Genomic DNA, 17,608 nt, shown 5'->3' with positions numbered 1-17,608 from the left:
CCATTTTTTTCGTTCTCTTTCTCCTTTTCTTCCCTCCTTTATGCTATACTAAAGGTATGACAGATATCAATAAAACTATTTTAGAAAAAGCTGCTGGGCCTAGTCGACTTCATCCCGATGAGCAGCGTCGTTTTTTAGAGACTTATAGCGAGCGGGTAATCGCTTCTTGTAGTCTAGCTGACGCACGCGAGAAGGCCCTTCTCCAAAACTTTACAACCATCCTGACGGATAGTTCTGATCATTTCCAACCTGTCTTTGTCAAGATTTCACCCTCCTTGGATGAATCCTATCAACTTCAGTATTTAAAAATGACAAAAGAACAAGGGATTGTTGCAAGTATTGTTTCGGATGATTGCAAGAACTCTCCTTTTGGCCTCATCATCCATACAGACCACCCGTCTGGAATTGATCCAACTGATATGAGACTTCAATATTCACAGTTATTTGAAGAGGGAAATCAAGCTCCTACAAGTAAAAAAGCCTCCTTTTGGAAACGGCTCTTTGGCTAAAGAGAACCCAATGGAATGATCCTATCCATTGGGTTTCTTTTTACTAAATCTTTAGTAATTGGCCAATATTTCGTGCACAAGATATCAGATTTTTTTCTGCATTTTCTAGGGCTTCAGAAACCTGGCAAGGTCCTGGTACAATAGAAAAAGCAGCACTTATATTGTGACTTGGAAAGCTAGGTAAATCATCCCCTAAGCTACCACAGATAGCAATGACCGGAATGCCGGCTGGCGTTCGTTTCGCTACACCAACTGGAGCCTTCCCTGAAAGGGATTGCTGATCCATTCTTCCTTCACCGACTACCACTACATCAGCCCTTTGAACCTTGCGGTCAAAATCAATTAAATCAAGACTTTTTTCAATTCCAGAGGAAATGTGACCTCCCGCAAAAGCGACCAAGCCTGCTGCCATGCCACCTCCAGCTCCGGCGCCAGCCATGGATAAAATTCGGGCATCTGCTAGCTGGTAAAAATCCTGCATAGCCTGGTCGACAGCTGGAAACAGAAGGGGATTCAATCCCTTTTGCCCGCCAAAGATATAGGTCGCTCCTTGACTGCCACAGAGAGGATTGGTTACATCCGTTAAGATTTGGAGCTCGATGTTTTGTAAAGTTTTTGGAACCGCATTGGTATCTATTCTAGCCACACGACCGAGCGAAGCCCCCACAGGACGAAGCAGATGGCCTTGATCATCATAGAAGGCTACCCCAAGTCCAGCTGCCATTCCAATCCCACCATCATTCGTCGCAGATCCACCGATTCCGACACAAATTGTTTGCACACCTTGATCGACTAGGTGCAATATCAGTTCACCAATTCCTCGTGTTTCCAGTTCAAGAGGATTTCGTTTCTCAGCGGGAATTGACCCTAAACCGACAAGAGAGGCCATCTCAAAAAAAGCTATCTCATCTTTTTGATAGTAAGACATTGAAACAGGCTGTCCAAATGGTCCTGTTACCTGAGTATGCTTCTTGGTTAAATTCAGAATGCCAGCTAGGGTATCCATGGTACCTTCGCCACCATCCCCAATAGGAAGCAGATCAAAAGTTGCTTCCGGCAGGGCTTCTTTAAAGCCTTTTTTTAAGGCTTCTGCTACTTGTTTGGCAGATAAGGATTCTTTAAATGAATCCGGTGCTAGTAGGATATGCATGCTGTTTCCTTTCTATGCTGGTCTAAAATTTCAAGAACAAGGCTTAGATCCCTCGTCTGGATACGGTATGGGGCACGCTCGGCTACGATTGGCTTTGCCATAAAGGCAATCCCAATACCGGCTGTTTCAATCATGGGAAGGTCATTAGCACCATCACCCATCGCGATCGTCTGACTTCGTGGGACATGATTTTCTTTCGCCCATGTCAGGAGGGAGTCTTTTTTTCTTTCAGGTGTCACAATCTCTCCGAGCACTTTCCCTGTCAGACGACCATCAAAAGTCTGCAAACGATTAGCACGAACCAGATCAATTCCTAAAGACCTCGCGATGGGGTCGATGACTTCATGAAATCCCCCCGAAACAAGACCAACCTTGTAACCTCTTTGATGAAGTTCCGTGATTAAGCCTTCAGCTCCCTGTGTGATTTCAATTTGTTTCAAAATCTTTTGAAAGGCAGAGATCTCCAACCCCTTCAGTAAAGCGACACGCGCCTCTAAAGATGCTGAAAAATCCAGCTCCCCATTCATTGCTTGTGCTGTAATCTCTGCCACTTTTTCTCCCGCGCCAGCTTCTTGAGCTAGTAGATCAATCCCTTCCTGTCGGATCAAATTTCCATCTACATCCATAACGAGAAGACCTGTTACTTTTTTCATCGCTTTCCTTTCTTATTTCTCCCTTACTATACAAAAATAGGTAGTAAAATTCAAGTTTCAATGATCATTTGAAATAAAAAATGACCTTCTAAAAGGTCATTTTTCTGTTATTAGAAGCGAATCTGCTCCCGGGTTTTTTCATATGAAGTAACAAAGCGATCAGTTACGCCAGCTTCTACCATTTCCAAAGCATCTGAGATAACTTTGAAGGAAGCCGCATAGTCATATTCTCTTTCGAAAATATAAAGGGACTCATCAAAGGCTGCCTGTACATGATCATCAAATGAACGGTAACGGTTCGAGTATTGCAACAATTGCTCTGTCAAAGTCGCATTTTGAACAATTCGATAAGCGGCTTCTTCCAATTCATTCATATCATTGGTCAAGATTTCCAACAAACGATTGGTTGATTCGATGTTGATTTTATCCCCTTCCAACTCATCCATCAAAGCTTCTGTATTGTTACTTGCTGTAAAGAAAATTTCTAAGAATTCTTGAGGAATTCCTGGCAAGTTTCGTTTGTCCATATAGCGTTTAATGGCATGCAAACGGTTGGCATAGATGTTAACTTTTTGGCGAGCATTGGCATCGTCTTTTTCAATTTTTGAAAGGGAATCACTTAAACCAATTTGCTCATTTTCGATTTCTTTCAATCGAGCTTCAATAGCTTCTAATTCTTCTTCTACGATAGAATAGGCCTTTTGTGTTTCAGATGAATCTTTCAAGGCATCTTCTACCACATTTTCTTGTGAAGATAACTCAGCTTCCAACTCTTTTAACTGTTGGCTAAAGGCTTCATTCAAGACGAATGTTTTACCGAGACGTTCCACTTCTGCCGCAAGGTTGCTATTGTTCTCTTTTGCATGTTTCAAATAGCCAGGCAGTTGTTTCACTAACTTCTTCACAACTTTTTGTGATTCAATTTCACGGGTAAAGATGTGATACAATGCATCAATTTCTTCTTGAATTTGTTCATTTTCGTAAATGGCATTGTCCAATTCAAGGGCAGATACATTTGCCATATTGTTCTTCAAGGAAGCATGCAACTGTTGGAAACGAGATTCGATATCTGTTTCAGTGAAGTGGTAGCCAGATTCCAAAAGCTTGCGGTAGCCACTTTCCAAATCCTCTAATTGGTCCGGAAGTTTTGCCTGAAGGGCAGTGACAATTTCTGGCACTCGCTCAACAATTTGTTTCAAGGCCACAATATGATTCTCAGCTGTATCAAGGATTTCAGCCGCTTCAACAGGGTCACCTGAAGAATTCAAGGTTACAAATTGTGAGAACTCAGATTGAATATTTCCAATTTGTTTTTCAATTTCAGGAAGCGCGCTGCCATAACGATCTGGTTCTGAAGTGACTTCTTTTTGAAGTTCTTCAAACATATCCAAGGCATGAACCACACGACCGCTATTTTTTTGTTCCTGCTCTTCAAGATCAGAAAGGGCTTTGCGAATCGCCTTGATATCTTCGTCAATCAATTGGATCTGACTTTCGATATTGTCAATGGCTTGTTTAGCCTTCATGAAACGGAAAGAATTATTATAACCTTCTGCTTCAAACAGATTGTTTTCAATATCAGCAAATGAATTTAAGGATAAATCTACCCATTTTTGATTCCATTCACGAAATGCAATTTGACTTTGACCAATCAAATGCATGTTTTTTACGGCCTCTACTTCATCGTTGACCGGAAGGTTGTATAACTTTTCTTTTCGTTCTTCCAGTGCTGCCAGTAAGGCTTCATTTCGTTTTCTCAAAATAACTGCAACCACATATCCTACAATCAAGATAAGGGCGACAATAAAGATGAGAACAATTAGTCCACTAGACATATAAAAACTCCTTCATCGTATTACTTGAACGTAATCCTAGTAATTATACCATAAAATATCCATTAATGGGAAGCGTTCGGTGAATTTTATACATCGAGTGTACTATATTCAGCGTTTTCTTCGATAAATTCACGACGTGGTTCCACTCGGTCCCCCATCAACATATCAAAGATCTTATCTGCTTCCGCAGCATCATCTACTGATACTCGTGCCATCAAACGGTGTTCTGGATTCATGGTTGTTTCCCATAATTGGTGATCATCCATTTCTCCAAGACCTTTATAGCGTTGGATGGTTGGTTTTGAGCGACCTTCTGAATAACGTTCCAAAGCTGCAGCTAATTCGGCTTCTTGGTTCGCACTAGGTTGGATATATTCTTTGATTTCACTACCGACTTTGACCCCATAGATGGGTGGTTGCGCAATATAAACATATCCCGCTTCCAAGACTGGTTTCATATAGCGATAGATCAAAGTCAACAGAAGGGTTCGGATATGAGCGCCATCGACATCGGCATCGGTCATGATCACTAATTTTTGATAACGCGCTTTTGTAACATCAAATTCTGCACCAAATCCAGTTCCCATAGCTGTAAATAAACTACGAATCTCTTCATTAGCTAGAATTTTGTCCATACTTGCTTTTTCAACGTTTAAGATCTTTCCACGAATTGGTAAAATCGCTTGGAATTCCCGATTACGTCCTGATTTAGCAGAACCTCCTGCTGAATCCCCTTCGACGATAAAGAGTTCTGTTTCTTGCGAATTGTTTGACGAACAGTCTGCCAATTTACCAGGCAGATTGGAAATTTCAAGGCCTGATTTCTTACGGGTCACTTCCCGTGCCCGCTTGGCCGCTACGCGAGCTTTGGCTGCTAAAATCCCTTTTTCAACGATTTTCTTAGCAATTTGTGGATTTTCCAAAAGGAAATCAGAAAAGGCATCACTAAAGAGTCGATTGGTAATTTTAACAACTTCTGAATTTCCAAGTTTTGTCTTGGTTTGTCCTTCAAACTGTGGATTTGGATGTTTAACTGAGATAACTGCTGTTAATCCTTCTCGAACGTCTTCCCCAGTTAGATTGTCTTCGTTTTCTTTTAAGAGTTTATTTTTCTTAGCGTAATCATTGATGACACGAGTGAGAGCTGTACGGAAGCCCTGTTCATGCGTTCCACCTTCATGGGTATGGATGTTATTAGCAAAACTCATGACCGTCTCATGGTAGCCTGTGGTATATTGCATAGCTACTTCAACTGTTATATCATCCATTTCACCATCTGTGTAGATTGGTTTTTCAAAGATGACATCTTTGTTTTCATTGATGTATTCGACGTAACTAGAGATCCCACCTTCGTAGTGGTAATGCTTTTCTTGCTCTAATCCTTCCCGCTTATCCGTCAGAGAAATACGCAAGCCACGATTCAAAAAGGCTAATTCTTGAATCCGTTTATTTAATTTTTCAAAATCATACTCGGTCGTTTCCGTGAAGATTTCTGGATCCGGAATAAAGTGGACGGTTGTCCCAGTCCGATCCGTCTCTCCGATGACTTTCAAATCATCCACAACGTGTCCACGTCGATACTCTTGGTAATAGATACTGCCATTTTTATAGACGCGAACATCGAGGGTTGTGGAGAGGGCATTAACAACGGAAGAGCCTACCCCGTGAAGACCACCAGAAACCTTGTAGCCACCTCCGCCGAATTTTCCTCCCGCGTGAAGTACCGTAAAGACAGTTTCAACGGCAGGTCGACCAGTCTTTTCTTGGATATCTACTGGGATCCCACGACCATCATCGACCACTGTGATCGAATTATCTGCTTCAATGAAAACTTCAATATGGCTAGCAAAACCGGCCAAGGCTTCGTCAATCGAGTTATCTACGATTTCCCAGACCAGGTGATGAAGACCTTCTTTTGAGGTAGATCCAATATACATCCCCGGACGCATCCGAACGGCCTCTAGTCCTTCCAAGACCTGAATCTGACTGGCATCATATTCTTGTGCTTGATTTTCTTGCTGTTTATCCTCTGTCATAATTTCCCTTTTCTATTCAAATATAAACTGCTGTAAGTGTGGCATGGAATCAAATAAATAGGTTGAAAGCCCTGCAGCCTTCCCAGCTTCTATATCGATCGGACGATCTCCGATGACCAGACCGTCTTGAATGCCATATTTTTCCTTCAAATAAAGCATAGAGACTGGATCTGGTTTTCGTGGAAAGCCCTCGTCTGCTGTTACAATCTCTGTAAAGAAGGGAGCAATACCTGTCTGATCAAGGAGGGTCAAAACTTGGCGATCTCGATGTGATACCAAAAAATGACGTCCTCCATGTGCCTGAATCTCTTCTAGTAACTCTTTTGCCCCCTCAAATAAGACCGGCTCTTGCAAGCCCAAGGCTTCTTTTTTCTTGTATTCCGTACGAAAATTAGGAATATAAGGCGCAAAGGTCTGAATTGCATCCTGTGTTGAGATTTTTAATGCTGCATAAACAGAATCATGATCGGCTTGGATGTGAAAGTCCTTCAATGTCGCTACAAAGGCATTTGTGGACGTTTCGTAATTATCCAATAGCGTCCCACCAAGATCCCATATAAAATCATGATAATTCATAGTCAATATTATACCACAAATGGACAAAAAAAATAAGCTAAAACCCTCATTTAGGGGGGATTTTAGCCATTTTTTAAGGTCATTTCATTTTAAATCAAATAGAAGTCATTTTCTGTCATAGAATGTGATCTTTCTCCAGAAAAAATGGTGTCCAAAAGATCTCTCTTAAGCATCTCCAAAGACGTCTTGATAGAGCATTCCTTGACGAAGACTTTGGGCATCTCCTTCAAAATGGTCTACCAAGGCATAGGCTAGGGCAAGAGCCGTTGAAGGACCTCGACTGGTCAAGAGATTACCGTCTTTCACCACTGTTTCTTTTTGATAGTGTCCATCTTGAATCTCTTCTTCAAAACCATCGTAACACGTATAGTGTTTATCTTTTAAGAGACCAGCACGCGCCAAAACAATGGGAGCCGCGCAAATTGCAGAAATAGTTTTTCCTTTGCTACTTTCTTCTTGAAGAGCTGTGATTAATTCTGCATTGTCCCGCAAATTCGCGGCTCCTGGCATCCCACCTGGTAAAAAAATTCCATCATAATCTGACAGGTCTCCATTCCAGAGACGGTCGACTTCCACGGTGATCTGGTGAGAACCTGTGACTGTTTCTTCCATGCCAATGAGGTCGCAGTCAATCCCAGCACGTCTCAAAACATCGACAATGGTCAAGGCTTCAATTTCTTCAAAACCGTTTGCTAAAATCGTTGCTACTTTTTTCATTTTCATTCCTTCTTTCTAACTATTGCGCCTTTTTAAGGACTACTTTTTTACGGATTGGAACCTCTTTTTCTGGTCCTTTCTTTTTGCTACTATGATTATATATTGAGAGTACTAGACCAATCCCAATCAGATTACTAATAATAGAGGAGCCTCCTTGTGAGATAAAGGGAAGGGGAATCCCCGTCAAAGGGAGAAGGCCCGTTACCGCTCCGACATTTTCAAAAATATGAAAGACCAGCATCATAATAAATCCGATGGAAATATAGGTATAAAATTGGTTGTTGGACTGGAGGGTGATTTTTAAAATACGGTAAATCAGGGTCACATATAAAATCAACAGCACAAGAGCTCCAACAAAACCAAAGTCTTCTGCTACTACTGTAAAAATCATATCACTTTCCCTTACTGGAACCAATAAATTAGATACATTAAATCCTTGACCAAAGAGTCCACCACTGGCAATGGCTAGCTGTCCTTGCGCCTGCTGGTAGGTGGTTGTTTGTGCATAGTCAAAAGGATTTAACCAGGCTAAAATACGGTTCATCTGGTAGGTTGGCATACCTACTTGCTGGTGCAGAAAAGCCCGACCCCCTTCTGATAGAAAGAGAAAGAGAAAGCCTGCTAACCCACCTGCTAGAAGCAAGATGACCGGCAAGATAATTTTCCAGGAAACTCCTGAAACAAGCACTAAGCCCGCAAAGATGGCCAAGAATACTAAGGCCGTTCCCAAGTCCTGCTGGAGGGCCAATAAGGCAAAGACCGGAATTGTATAGATAGTCAACTCTAGAATTAAAAACCAATCTTGTCGTAACAATCGCTCACGACCCTTATTTCTTTGTAAAAATCGAACAATAGAACGTGACAACATCAGGATGAAGGGAATCTTCATAAATTCTGAAGGCTGAAATAAGGTGATGTTTCCATAAGCTACCCAGTTTTTTGCTCCTGTTGAAGCCACCAAGTTGGGATTATAAAAAACAAGAGGAAGAACCATCAAGGCCAAGCCTAGTAGGTAAAGAAAGGGAGTGATTTTCCAAAGAAATTTCGTACTAAAAATCGTCACAATCAGGCAAATGATACATCCCACACCAATCCAGGCCAATTGCTGCCCCAAAAAAGGCCACACCATTTGGGGATAATCATGAGAAACTGCCACATAAACGGATAAGATCCCAATCATAAGTAGGGTGAAGACAATTCCAATGATCGAATAATCCAGGTGGATCGTCCAAAAATGATGTTTCTTCATTCACGTTCCTTTCTATAATGATTCAATGATGGATTAGTAGAGTAACATTTGCAGAATCAAACTAGAACCCGCTACACAGAACCAGGCAATTAAGCCCACCAATAGAGGGGCTGCTCCTGCAGAACGGAACTGTTTCCAAGAAACCTTGCTTCCGATTCCAACCAAGGCCATGGCCATAAAGAGGTGAGAAAGGTCATTTAGGTAAGGTAGGACCACTTTAGGTACCAGGCCAATAGAAGAAAGAATGGAAGCCACAATAAACCAGATAATAAACCAAGGAATAATTTTCTTTAACATTCCTTTGTTTCTTCCTTGTTGTTTCGTACGATACAATTTCAAACCGATCAAGCCCAAACAAACTGGTACAATCATCAGGGCGCGTGTTAACTTAACAATTGTAGCCATTTGCCCCGCTGCTTTACTGTAAGAAAATGCTGCTGCTACAACAGATGACGTATCGTTAATGGCTGTTCCTGACCAGAGGCCAAATTGGAAATTAGACATATGCCATAAATGCCCTAATACTGGAAAGATAAAGACAGCCAAAATGTTGAAGAAGAAGATAGTTGACATAGATAGGGCAATCTCCTCTTCGTCTGCTTCAATGATCGGCGCTGCTGCTGCAATAGCAGATCCACCACAAATAGCTGTACCAAACCCAATGAGGGTCCGTAGATGAGATTTCAGGTGGAAGACTCTCCCAAAAATAATAGCTGCAAGAAAGGCAACTGTTATCGTTGGCAGACTAATCTTTAAAGAAGACAAGCCTGTAGAGGCAACTGTTGCAATGGGCAAGCTAAATCCCATAAAAATAATCGAATACTGCAACAATTTCTTACCGGACCAGTTCAAGCCTGGGCGAGAATTCTCAGGTAAGTCAATCAATTCATTAAGTAAAATTCCTAAGATCAAGGCAAAAACACTTGATCCAATGATGGGAAAGAAATTTCCCAACAACATAGCACAAAGTGCCAGTACAAATGCAATTGCAAGTCCAAATCCTTTATTTTTCATTCTCTCAATTCCTTTCAAAAAAGTCAGCTGCTTGCTCAATAAGCCGCTCTCTCACTGTCGTGTGAAGGGGCAACACCTGTTGCAACCCGTCCAAAATTTGTTTTCCATATCGCTTGGTTACCACCCGCTGATCCAATAAGAGGACCAGAGATTCCTGATCTTGAAAACGGCTGGTTCTCCCAATAGCCTGTTTTAGCCTTAAAATCGCAACCGGAAGACTATAGTCGTAAAAGGGATTTTTCCCCTGTTCTCTGAGTTTTGTATTCAGCTTTTGAACCATATAATCTTTAGGATTGTCAAAAGGAATGCGCGTGATGATTTGAATCACTTCTTTTTGTTGGGAGAAATCGACTCCCTCCCAAAAACTTCCAGTTCCCAATAAAATGGAGCTTTCTCCTCGGTCAAATCGCCGCTTAATATTGGCTGCATCCCCATTTCGATACTGGGCCAAGTGAGGAAACTTCAATGCATTTGACGTCTCCAGTAACAATTCTTTTGAAGTAAACAAAAGAAAAATTGGCTTTCGTAAAGGAAGGAGTTCACCGACGAGCTGACAAATCTCCCCTGCGTACTCCACTGAAGATAAAGAAACAACATCTGGAAAATCAATCGGCACCAGCAATTCCTGGTGTTGTTTGACTGTTATTGGTACCCGGTAGATTTGCTGTTCTTGGTATCCTAAAAGAGCAGGTAAATGCACCTTTTTACTGATAGCGATTGTCGCAGATACAAAGAGCACGGTCACTTCTTCAGGCACAAACTCCTTAAAGGATAGTAAGTCCTCCACTCCACCATGAAGACGAAGAATCTGATGGCTTTCAACCACTTCTTTGTCTATCCAAAAAGTTTGGTATCGCTCATCGAACAATTCCTTTAGATTCTCTAGAGATTCGGTTTTCAACTCCGATACATCCTGCCGAATTTTTGCCACCGTTTGATCTGATAAGACTGCAGTTTTTCCTTGCACGACTTCTTTGGAGCAGGCATTTAACTCAAATTGAATACTCTCCAACAAACGTCGTTGTAGAAGATCTTTTTCCTCTTCAATAGCGTGTTGCAAGTTTAAAAGAAGAGATTGCAAGGTTTCTTCTCTCTGTGAAAATTTCTCTAAAGCAAAGAAGAGTTTTTGCGCTTCGTCCACGACCAGAACAGACTCTTGAAGTAGACTCTTATCATCCTCAAGACGGGTTAGCAGATAAGCATGATTGGTCAGAATCACCCGGCTGGTTTTCACTTTTTCCTGACCAAGACGCCAAAAATCTTCCTGATAAAATAGCGAACGTTTCGACAATTGACCATCGTGGCAAATGTCAGCTACAAAATGGACATGACGATAGAGTTGGCCAATTTCACTGAACTCTCCTGTTTCAGTCATAGTCAGCCAAACCAACAGTTGCATTTTAAAACGTCGAATCATCCCATTATCTGACTCACTCTGTAAGGTCTCATAAAATTTATCGAGTTGGATGTAATCCTTGGGACTTTTAAGGCTATGAAAGGGAATTTGGAAAAGATCCTGGATGGTCCTTCCTTCTTTCCTCATAATTTGATCCTGAAGAATTTTAGTTGGAACACTCACAAGAATGCGCTTGGAGGTTTTAGCCAAAAGCGTTAACAGATAAGCGTAGGTCTTCCCAATTCCCGTTGGCGCCTCGATAAAACTTGGAAGTGGCTGGTGCAAACTGTCCTCGATATAGGCAACAAATTCTCTTTGCTCCGGATAAGCCTCCATTCCCAACAGCTGCATATTGAGTTCAAACTGTTCAGACAAATGACGACTTTCTAAAAACTGCTGTGGCTTTCGCAGGTAGAGTCCATGGATTTCTACTAAATGAGCTGGTAAAAAAAGACTACTGTCTTCAAGCGCATCTTCTATTAAGAGTCGTGATTCATATATCAAACAATCTGCCATCGAAAGAAGTTTTTCGATCAATCCTCTTGGTAAGCTCGCAATTTTCTCTCTCAATTTCAACAAGAGCTGGGCTGTTGCCATAGCATCCGCTAGAGCGGAGTGAGCATGGTGTAACTCAATTTCCAGTTCAGTCGCAAGCGCTCCTAAATTGTAGCGTTCTAAAGTCGGATAGAAAATTTGAGACAATTCAACCGTATCAATTCGAGGAGTCGTTAGTTCGAATCCTTCCCAAAAGAGAGCTTCTGCCAATAAATTCGCATCAAATTTGACATTATGAGCCACAAAGACGGCATCTTCTATTAATTCAAAAATTTCTTTTGCCACTTGTGCAAACTCTGGTGCTTTCCGCAAGCGAGCATCTGTCAGGCCAGTCAGTTGTTTGATATGCTCATCCAATCGTTCATGGGGATTCACATCCGTCTCATAGGATTGTGTAATCCTTCCATCTTCGATGATGACAATCCCAACCTGAATGATCTTAGCATTGCTTCCAGCACTGGTCGCTTCCAGGTCCACAATGGCATATTTCCGTTTCTGTCTTGTCATAATACTTTAAATTATATCACGTTTGAGCAAGCTCTGCAGATTTTTTTCTCCTTTGAGGCTGACTTCAATCCAGTTATTTTCTTCGCAATTTGATACACTATTATAGAAAGGAGTCCTTATGAAAATCTATCGTACTGTTAATCCTGTAGCTTATGAAAACACCTACTACCTTGAAAATGAACACTCCCTCATTCTTGTTGATCCAGGTAGCGACTGGGCAACTATTCAAAAACAAATTGATCGCGTAGGAAAACCAATTGTAGCGATTCTTTTAACCCATACGCACTACGATCACATTATGAGTCTTGAAAAGGCCCGTCAGAATTATCATTTCCCACCAGTCTATGTCCATTCGGCAGAAGCCGGTTGGTTGTCTTCTCCTGTCGATAATTTATCTGGTTTGGATCGGCATGCGGATTTAGAAAATGTTGTATGTAAGGATGCCGACTTTCTTTATGAAATTCGCTCCGATTACCAAATAGCCGATTTTCACTTTTATGTTCTAGAGACACCGGGACACTCTGCTGGAGGGGTTTCCATCGTCTTTCCTGAGGATCACCTGGTTCTATCTGGTGATGCCCTTTTTCGCGAAACCATTGGACGGACCGATCTTCCAACAGGGAACGCGGCACAGTTGCTTAGCAGTATCAGAGAAGAACTCTTTACCCTTCCATCTTCTTACACCGTCTATCCCGGTCATGGCCCTGAAACTTCTATTGGTCACGAGAAGATGTTCAATCCCTTCTTTAGACAATCCTAAAGAGTCCTATATCATCCTAGCTGTCCTCCTAAATATAGACAAAAAAAGCAAGCGCGAACTTGCTTTTTTATTATATCTTAAGAAAACGTCTCATGGAAATTGAAGAACCAATCGCCCCAATCAAAATTCCTAATCCAAAGAGCCCACCGACCATGATCGGTACCAAAAGATGGGGACTATAGAGATACAAGTTTTGATCTGCCAAGTTATTGTTCATTGACGTATAGACAACGTTATAAACATAGAAGACCAAAGCTGAGGGAACCAAGGCCCCCAAAAGACCAATCCAAGCACCTTCTAAAAGGAATGGTGCACGAATATAGCCATTTTTTGCTCCTACCAGTCGCATAATCTTAATCTCACGACTACGTGAAATGATGGTAATTCGAATGGTATTTGAAATCAAGAAGACAGCAATGAAGATCAATAAAGCTACACCGATCAAGCCCCAGTTTCGGATGAAGGTTCCAAGAGCGAACAAGCGTTGGGTATCGACCCCACCATCTTTCACCTCAGAGACCCCTTCAATTTTTTTAGCGTCTGCTGAGACTTGCTTCACATATTTTGGAGCAGTCGTCTCTACATAATAGGCATCGTAGAGAGGATTGGCATCTCCATCAAAAATCTTCCAGTTGTTCCCAGCTGTTTTAATCAATTTGTTGTACTGATCTTCCTTGCTAGAAAAATCAGCTTTATCAACATGTTTCATGGCTGTCAGAGCATCGTAAACCTTATGGTAGTTTTCATTGGTCACGGTTTGACCGTCTTTTTCAATCTGCTCGCTCTGATCTTGAATATCCTTGCGCATGTATACTACAACCCGCACACTGTTTTGAATATCATCTGAAAGCTTGATGGTATTGGCAATAACTGAGGCGAAAATAGCAACCAAGCTAAGGGTAATCATAACCGAGCTGACCGCTGCGATTGTCATCCAGCCATTTCGTTTCAAGCTTTTAAGCGATTCGATTAAGTGTCGGAAAAATCTTCTAATCATCGTATCCGTACTCTCCTTCCGCTTCATCACGCACTACACGACCATTTTCAATTGCAATGACCCGGTGACGTAAGGTATTTACAATCTGGCTATTATGGGTTGCCATCAATACTGTAGTTCCTTGCAGATTGATTCGCTCCAAAAGGTTCATGATTTCCCAAGAATTATCTGGGTCCAAGTTTCCTGTTGGCTCGTCCGCAATCAAGACCTTTGGATTGTTGACGATGGCCCGTGCAATGGCAATCCGTTGTTGTTCCCCACCTGACAATTCATTTGGGAATGAACGAACCTTGTGTTTCAACCCAACCAGATCCAAGACTTCCATCACACGTTTTTTAATGTTTCGGCGACGTTCACCGATAACTTGCATCGCATAAGCAATATTTTCATAAACGGTCTTCTTTGGAAGCAATTTATAGTCTTGGAAAACCACACCTACATTGCGTCGCAACATCGGAACATCACGTTTTTTGATTTTATCTAAATCAAAACCAGCTACTTTCAATTTTCCTTTATCATGTTTTACTTCACGGTATAAAAGTCGAATAAAGGTCGACTTCCCAGCTCCAGAAGGACCTACAATATAGGCAAATTCTCCTGGCTCAATTCGGACAGATACCCCACGAAGGGCTGTTGTCCCGTTGTCATATTTTTTGACAACATCATTCATTTCAATCATTGACATGTAATGAAATTCCTTTCATTCGTTTTTGGGTCATCCCCTATCGCTTATTGGAGACGCCATTTGAGGTAGGCATCGATAAAACCATCGATATCTCCATCCATCACCTTATCTACTTGAGCAACTTCATAGTTGGTTCGGTGATCCTTGACCATGGTGTAAGGGGTAAAGACATAAGAGCGGATTTGACTTCCCCAGGTGATTTCTTTTTTATCTCCTTTTAGAGAATCCACTTCTGCTGCTTTTTTCTCTTGCTCTAATTGGTAGAGTTTAGCTTGCAACATCTTCATAGCTCGATCGCGGTTTCCATATTGGGTCCGATCCACTGTTGATGCCACGACAATTCCTGTAGGAATGTGGGTCAAACGCACCCCTGTAGAGACCTTGTTGACGTTTTGTCCACCAGCACCACCTGAGCGGAAGGTATCCATCTTAATATCGTCGTCCCGAATCTCAATTTCAATCGTATCATCCAATTCTGGCATGACTTCAACGGAAGTGAAGGAAGTATGACGCCGTTTTGCAGAGTCAAATGGGGAGATGCGAACCAAGCGATGGACGCCCATCTCAGATTTGAGAAGACCATAGGCATGAGGCCCTTCAAAGGATAAGGTCACAGATTTGATCCCAGCCTCATCTCCAGCCTGGTAATCCAAGACTTCAACCTTGAAACCGTGAGCATTTCCAAAACGCGTATACATCCGAAGAAGCATGTCGCCCCAGTCCTGAGCTTCGGTTCCTCCTGAACCCGGATGGATTTCTAAAATGGCATTATTATTGTCATAAGGCTCAGACAATAGCAAGGTCATCTCATAGCTGGTCATCCGTTTGTCCAACTCATCCAACTTTTCGATCAACTCATCCTTGACCGAATCATCTTCAGCCAAAAAGTCTAGTAAAATTTCTGACTCATCAAATAGATCTTGCATCTGATGGAAATTTTCATAGGTTTGCTTGAGTTCATTTAATTCCTGAGATGTCTTTTGCGCCGCAATATTATCATCCCAAAAATCAGGTTCTGTCATTTTATTTTCTAAAATGGCAATGTCTTCTTCCAATGCCTCTAAGTCAAAGAGACCCCCTGAAAGAAGCTAATTTTTCACGATTTGCGTCAATTTTTTGACGAATTTCTGAAATGTCCATAAGTACCTCTTTCTATGTATCTAGTCTATTATATCATAACCTTCACTATTTGCCCACCTTCCAATATTGAATCAGCTGATTGCCCATTGCCTATCCAGCTGGTTTTCAACATTTTTCCACTCATTTGTAACCTATTTGTTAGAAAAAAAGATCCTCTTATGCTAGACTGGTAGCATGACAAGAGTAGCTTTTATGTCCGATTTACATATTGATTCAAACAACTTTGGAAAAGATGAATTAGAGACTCTTATCACTCTTTTCCAGCAACAAAACATTCAACATCTCCATATTGCAGGAGATATTGCCAACGGCTTTGAAAAGACGTCACAGGAATTTTTAGACCAACTTCAACATCATCTTCCTGTGACCTTTAGTTTGGGGAATCATGATATGCTGGGACTATCAGAAAAAGCCATAAGACCTTTTGAATTTCAAAAGATTCCCTTCTCCAATCATATGCTTCTTGCTTTTTCAGGCTGGTATGACTACAGCTTTGTTCCCGCTATCTCTCACCAAAAACATCTCCAAACCAAGAATCTGTTTTGGTTTGATAGACGCCTCAAACGAATAGGATCTGATCCAGCAATCACCCAAAAGCTTTTACAGGAGCTTGAACAAGAACTACAGGAAATACATCAACCGCTTGTCATCGCCATGCACTTTGTTCCCCATGGTCAGTTTCTCCTGCGCCACCCTTATTTTGAACGCTTCAATGCTTTCCTAGGAAGCCAAGCCTTTCATGAACTTTTTAGACAATTTCCTGTTAGAGAGGTGATTTTTGGCCATAGCCACCACCGAATACCAGCGACAACGATTGACACGATCACCTATCATGCCAGACCTTTAGGCTATATCCGAGAATGGGAGCTTTGTAAACAATTCTTTGATGTTTTTCCAGAATTTGATTTTCCAAAACGCTATGATCCCTACAAGCGCTATCGCAGAATCAAAGACCTCCCCGAATTTCAAGCCTACAAGAAAAAACAACTCGCTCATGAATTCTCACAAGCCATGACGATTCTTGAACTATAATAAAAAAATTGGTCCCTGAGGAACCAATTTTTTATTACTCTTCTGTACCTAAGAGTTGTTTCGCAACGAGTGCTGCGAGAATTCCTCCCACAATTGGAGCCAAGATAAAGATCCAAAGTTGTTGAAGGGCTGCACCACCTACAAAGAGGGCAGGCGCCAAACTACGAGCTGGGTTAACAGAAAGACCTGTAATGTTCAAACCAACAAGAATGATCAGGGTCAAGCTCAAACCAATTACAAGCCCAGCGATTTTTCCATTTCCTTTAGAAGCTGATGTCACGGTCATAATGACCAAGATAAAGATAAAGGAGGCAATCACTTCAAACAAGAATCCTCCAAATGGAGTCACACCCTTAGCCAAGGCATTTTCACCAAGACTAGCTGTTGACATACCTGAATTAGACAAGAGGAAGAATACTGTAGCAGATGCAAGAACAGCTCCCACAACTTGCGCTACAATATAATTAACCAAATCCTTTGAAGACAAGCGTTTGTTGACAAACATGGCAATCGAAACAGCTGGGTTCAAGTGAGCACCAGATACAGTCCCAATCGAGTAAGCTGCTGCAACTATGGACAAACCAAATGCTAAGGCAATTCCCAAATGTCCGAGACCTTCTGTCCCGTTCCCAAAAACAACTGCGCCTGTCCCGATAAAGACAAGCATAAATGTGCCGATTACTTCAGCAAAAAACTTTTTCATAATATAGTTTCCTTTCTTCAAACTGTTGACTAGTTTATCAAAAATCCACACGTACCTCAAGAAATTTGCCCGGACATTTCCGCTAGCAAAAAAA

16 protein-coding genes are annotated in these 17,608 nt (G+C 41.6%); 3 read left to right on the top strand and 13 right to left on the bottom strand.

Annotated elements, in window-relative coordinates:
* Window positions 1-56: 56 nt before the first annotated feature.
* The gene (locus JX304_RS01720) at window positions 57-509 is read left to right on the top strand and encodes a DUF1694 domain-containing protein (protein ID WP_205010987.1); all 453 of its coding nucleotides are present in this window, start codon (window positions 57-59) and stop codon (window positions 507-509) included.
* A 43-nt stretch (window positions 510-552) separates the two neighbouring features.
* Here the strand turns inward: JX304_RS01720 and JX304_RS01715 are convergent, their stop codons facing one another.
* The 9 genes from JX304_RS01715 to JX304_RS01675 form a co-directional block, all read right to left on the bottom strand.
* The gene (locus JX304_RS01715) at window positions 553-1,659 is read right to left on the bottom strand and encodes a glycerate kinase (protein WP_205010986.1); all 1,107 of its coding nucleotides are present in this window, start codon (window positions 1,657-1,659) and stop codon (window positions 553-555) included.
* Window positions 1,644-2,312, bottom strand: a complete 669-nt coding sequence (gene serB / locus JX304_RS01710) for a phosphoserine phosphatase SerB (RefSeq protein ID WP_205010985.1) — start codon at window positions 2,310-2,312, stop codon at window positions 1,644-1,646. Before serB ends, JX304_RS01715 begins: the two co-directional genes overlap by 16 nt.
* Window positions 2,313-2,422: 110 nt before the next feature.
* Window positions 2,423-4,147 (bottom strand): septation ring formation regulator EzrA, encoded by a 1,725-nt coding sequence (gene ezrA, locus JX304_RS01705; protein ID WP_205010984.1) that lies wholly within the window; start codon window positions 4,145-4,147, stop codon window positions 2,423-2,425.
* Window positions 4,148-4,233: 86 nt separating this feature from the next.
* Window positions 4,234-6,183 carry a DNA topoisomerase (ATP-hydrolyzing) subunit B gene (gene gyrB, locus JX304_RS01700; protein WP_205010983.1) on the bottom strand — a complete coding sequence of 650 codons (1,950 nt, stop codon included), beginning with the start codon at window positions 6,181-6,183 and terminating at the stop codon, window positions 4,234-4,236.
* A gap of 12 nt (window positions 6,184-6,195) precedes the next feature.
* A complete protein-coding gene (locus JX304_RS01695) occupies window positions 6,196-6,759 on the bottom strand; it encodes an HAD-IA family hydrolase (protein WP_205010982.1) in 564 nt (187 codons plus the stop codon).
* A gap of 165 nt (window positions 6,760-6,924) precedes the next feature.
* Window positions 6,925-7,476 carry a DJ-1 family glyoxalase III gene (locus JX304_RS01690; protein WP_205010981.1) on the bottom strand — a complete coding sequence of 184 codons (552 nt, stop codon included), beginning with the start codon at window positions 7,474-7,476 and terminating at the stop codon, window positions 6,925-6,927.
* A gap of 19 nt (window positions 7,477-7,495) precedes the next feature.
* Entirely contained in the window at window positions 7,496-8,725 is a 1,230-nt protein-coding gene (locus tag JX304_RS01685) for an FtsW/RodA/SpoVE family cell cycle protein (protein WP_205010980.1), read from the bottom strand.
* 33 nt (window positions 8,726-8,758) lie between these two features.
* Window positions 8,759-9,739: a YeiH family protein gene (locus JX304_RS01680; RefSeq protein ID WP_205010979.1), complete on the bottom strand. Its 981-nt coding sequence runs from the start codon at window positions 9,737-9,739 to the stop codon at window positions 8,759-8,761.
* A 4-nt stretch (window positions 9,740-9,743) separates the two neighbouring features.
* Window positions 9,744-12,197 carry a bifunctional DnaQ family exonuclease/ATP-dependent helicase gene (locus JX304_RS01675; RefSeq protein ID WP_205010978.1) on the bottom strand — a complete coding sequence of 818 codons (2,454 nt, stop codon included), beginning with the start codon at window positions 12,195-12,197 and terminating at the stop codon, window positions 9,744-9,746.
* Between the two features lie 118 nt (window positions 12,198-12,315).
* Between JX304_RS01675 and JX304_RS01670 the strand changes: the two genes are divergently transcribed.
* Window positions 12,316-12,957, top strand: coding sequence for an MBL fold metallo-hydrolase (locus tag JX304_RS01670; protein WP_205010977.1), 642 nt, complete (start codon window positions 12,316-12,318; stop codon window positions 12,955-12,957).
* Between the two features lie 70 nt (window positions 12,958-13,027).
* On the opposite strand, the gene ftsX is transcribed toward JX304_RS01670, so the two are convergent.
* The 3 genes from ftsX to prfB all read right to left on the bottom strand — a co-directional run bounded on the left by ftsX (window position 13,028) and on the right by prfB (window position 15,779).
* Complete coding sequence (gene ftsX / locus JX304_RS01665) at window positions 13,028-13,954, bottom strand: permease-like cell division protein FtsX (protein WP_205010976.1); 927 nt, start codon at window positions 13,952-13,954, stop codon at window positions 13,028-13,030.
* Complete coding sequence (ftsE, locus tag JX304_RS01660; protein WP_205010975.1) at window positions 13,947-14,639, bottom strand: cell division ATP-binding protein FtsE; 693 nt, start codon at window positions 14,637-14,639, stop codon at window positions 13,947-13,949. Before ftsE ends, ftsX begins: the two co-directional genes overlap by 8 nt.
* Window positions 14,640-14,683: 44 nt before the next feature.
* A protein-coding gene (gene prfB / locus JX304_RS01655) for a peptide chain release factor 2 (protein ID WP_205010974.1) occupies window positions 14,684-15,779 on the bottom strand; the annotation gives its coding sequence in 2 pieces (ribosomal slippage) (window positions 14,684-15,706 and window positions 15,708-15,779; 1,095 coding nt in all).
* Window positions 15,780-15,953: 174 nt separating this feature from the next.
* On the opposite strand from prfB, the gene JX304_RS01650 reads away from it, so the two are divergent.
* The gene (locus tag JX304_RS01650; protein ID WP_205010973.1) at window positions 15,954-16,811 is read left to right on the top strand and encodes a metallophosphoesterase; all 858 of its coding nucleotides are present in this window, start codon (window positions 15,954-15,956) and stop codon (window positions 16,809-16,811) included.
* Between the two features lie 34 nt (window positions 16,812-16,845).
* Here JX304_RS01650 and JX304_RS01645 read toward each other — a convergent pair whose 3' ends face one another.
* Window positions 16,846-17,514, bottom strand: a complete 669-nt coding sequence (locus tag JX304_RS01645; RefSeq protein WP_205010972.1) for an MIP/aquaporin family protein — start codon at window positions 17,512-17,514, stop codon at window positions 16,846-16,848.
* Window positions 17,515-17,608 lie beyond the last annotated feature (94 nt).

Source organism: Streptococcus parasanguinis, from assembly GCF_901875555.1.
GTDB lineage: Bacteria > Bacillota > Bacilli > Lactobacillales > Streptococcaceae > Streptococcus > Streptococcus parasanguinis_H.
This window is presented reverse-complemented; position numbering and strand designations above follow the sequence as displayed.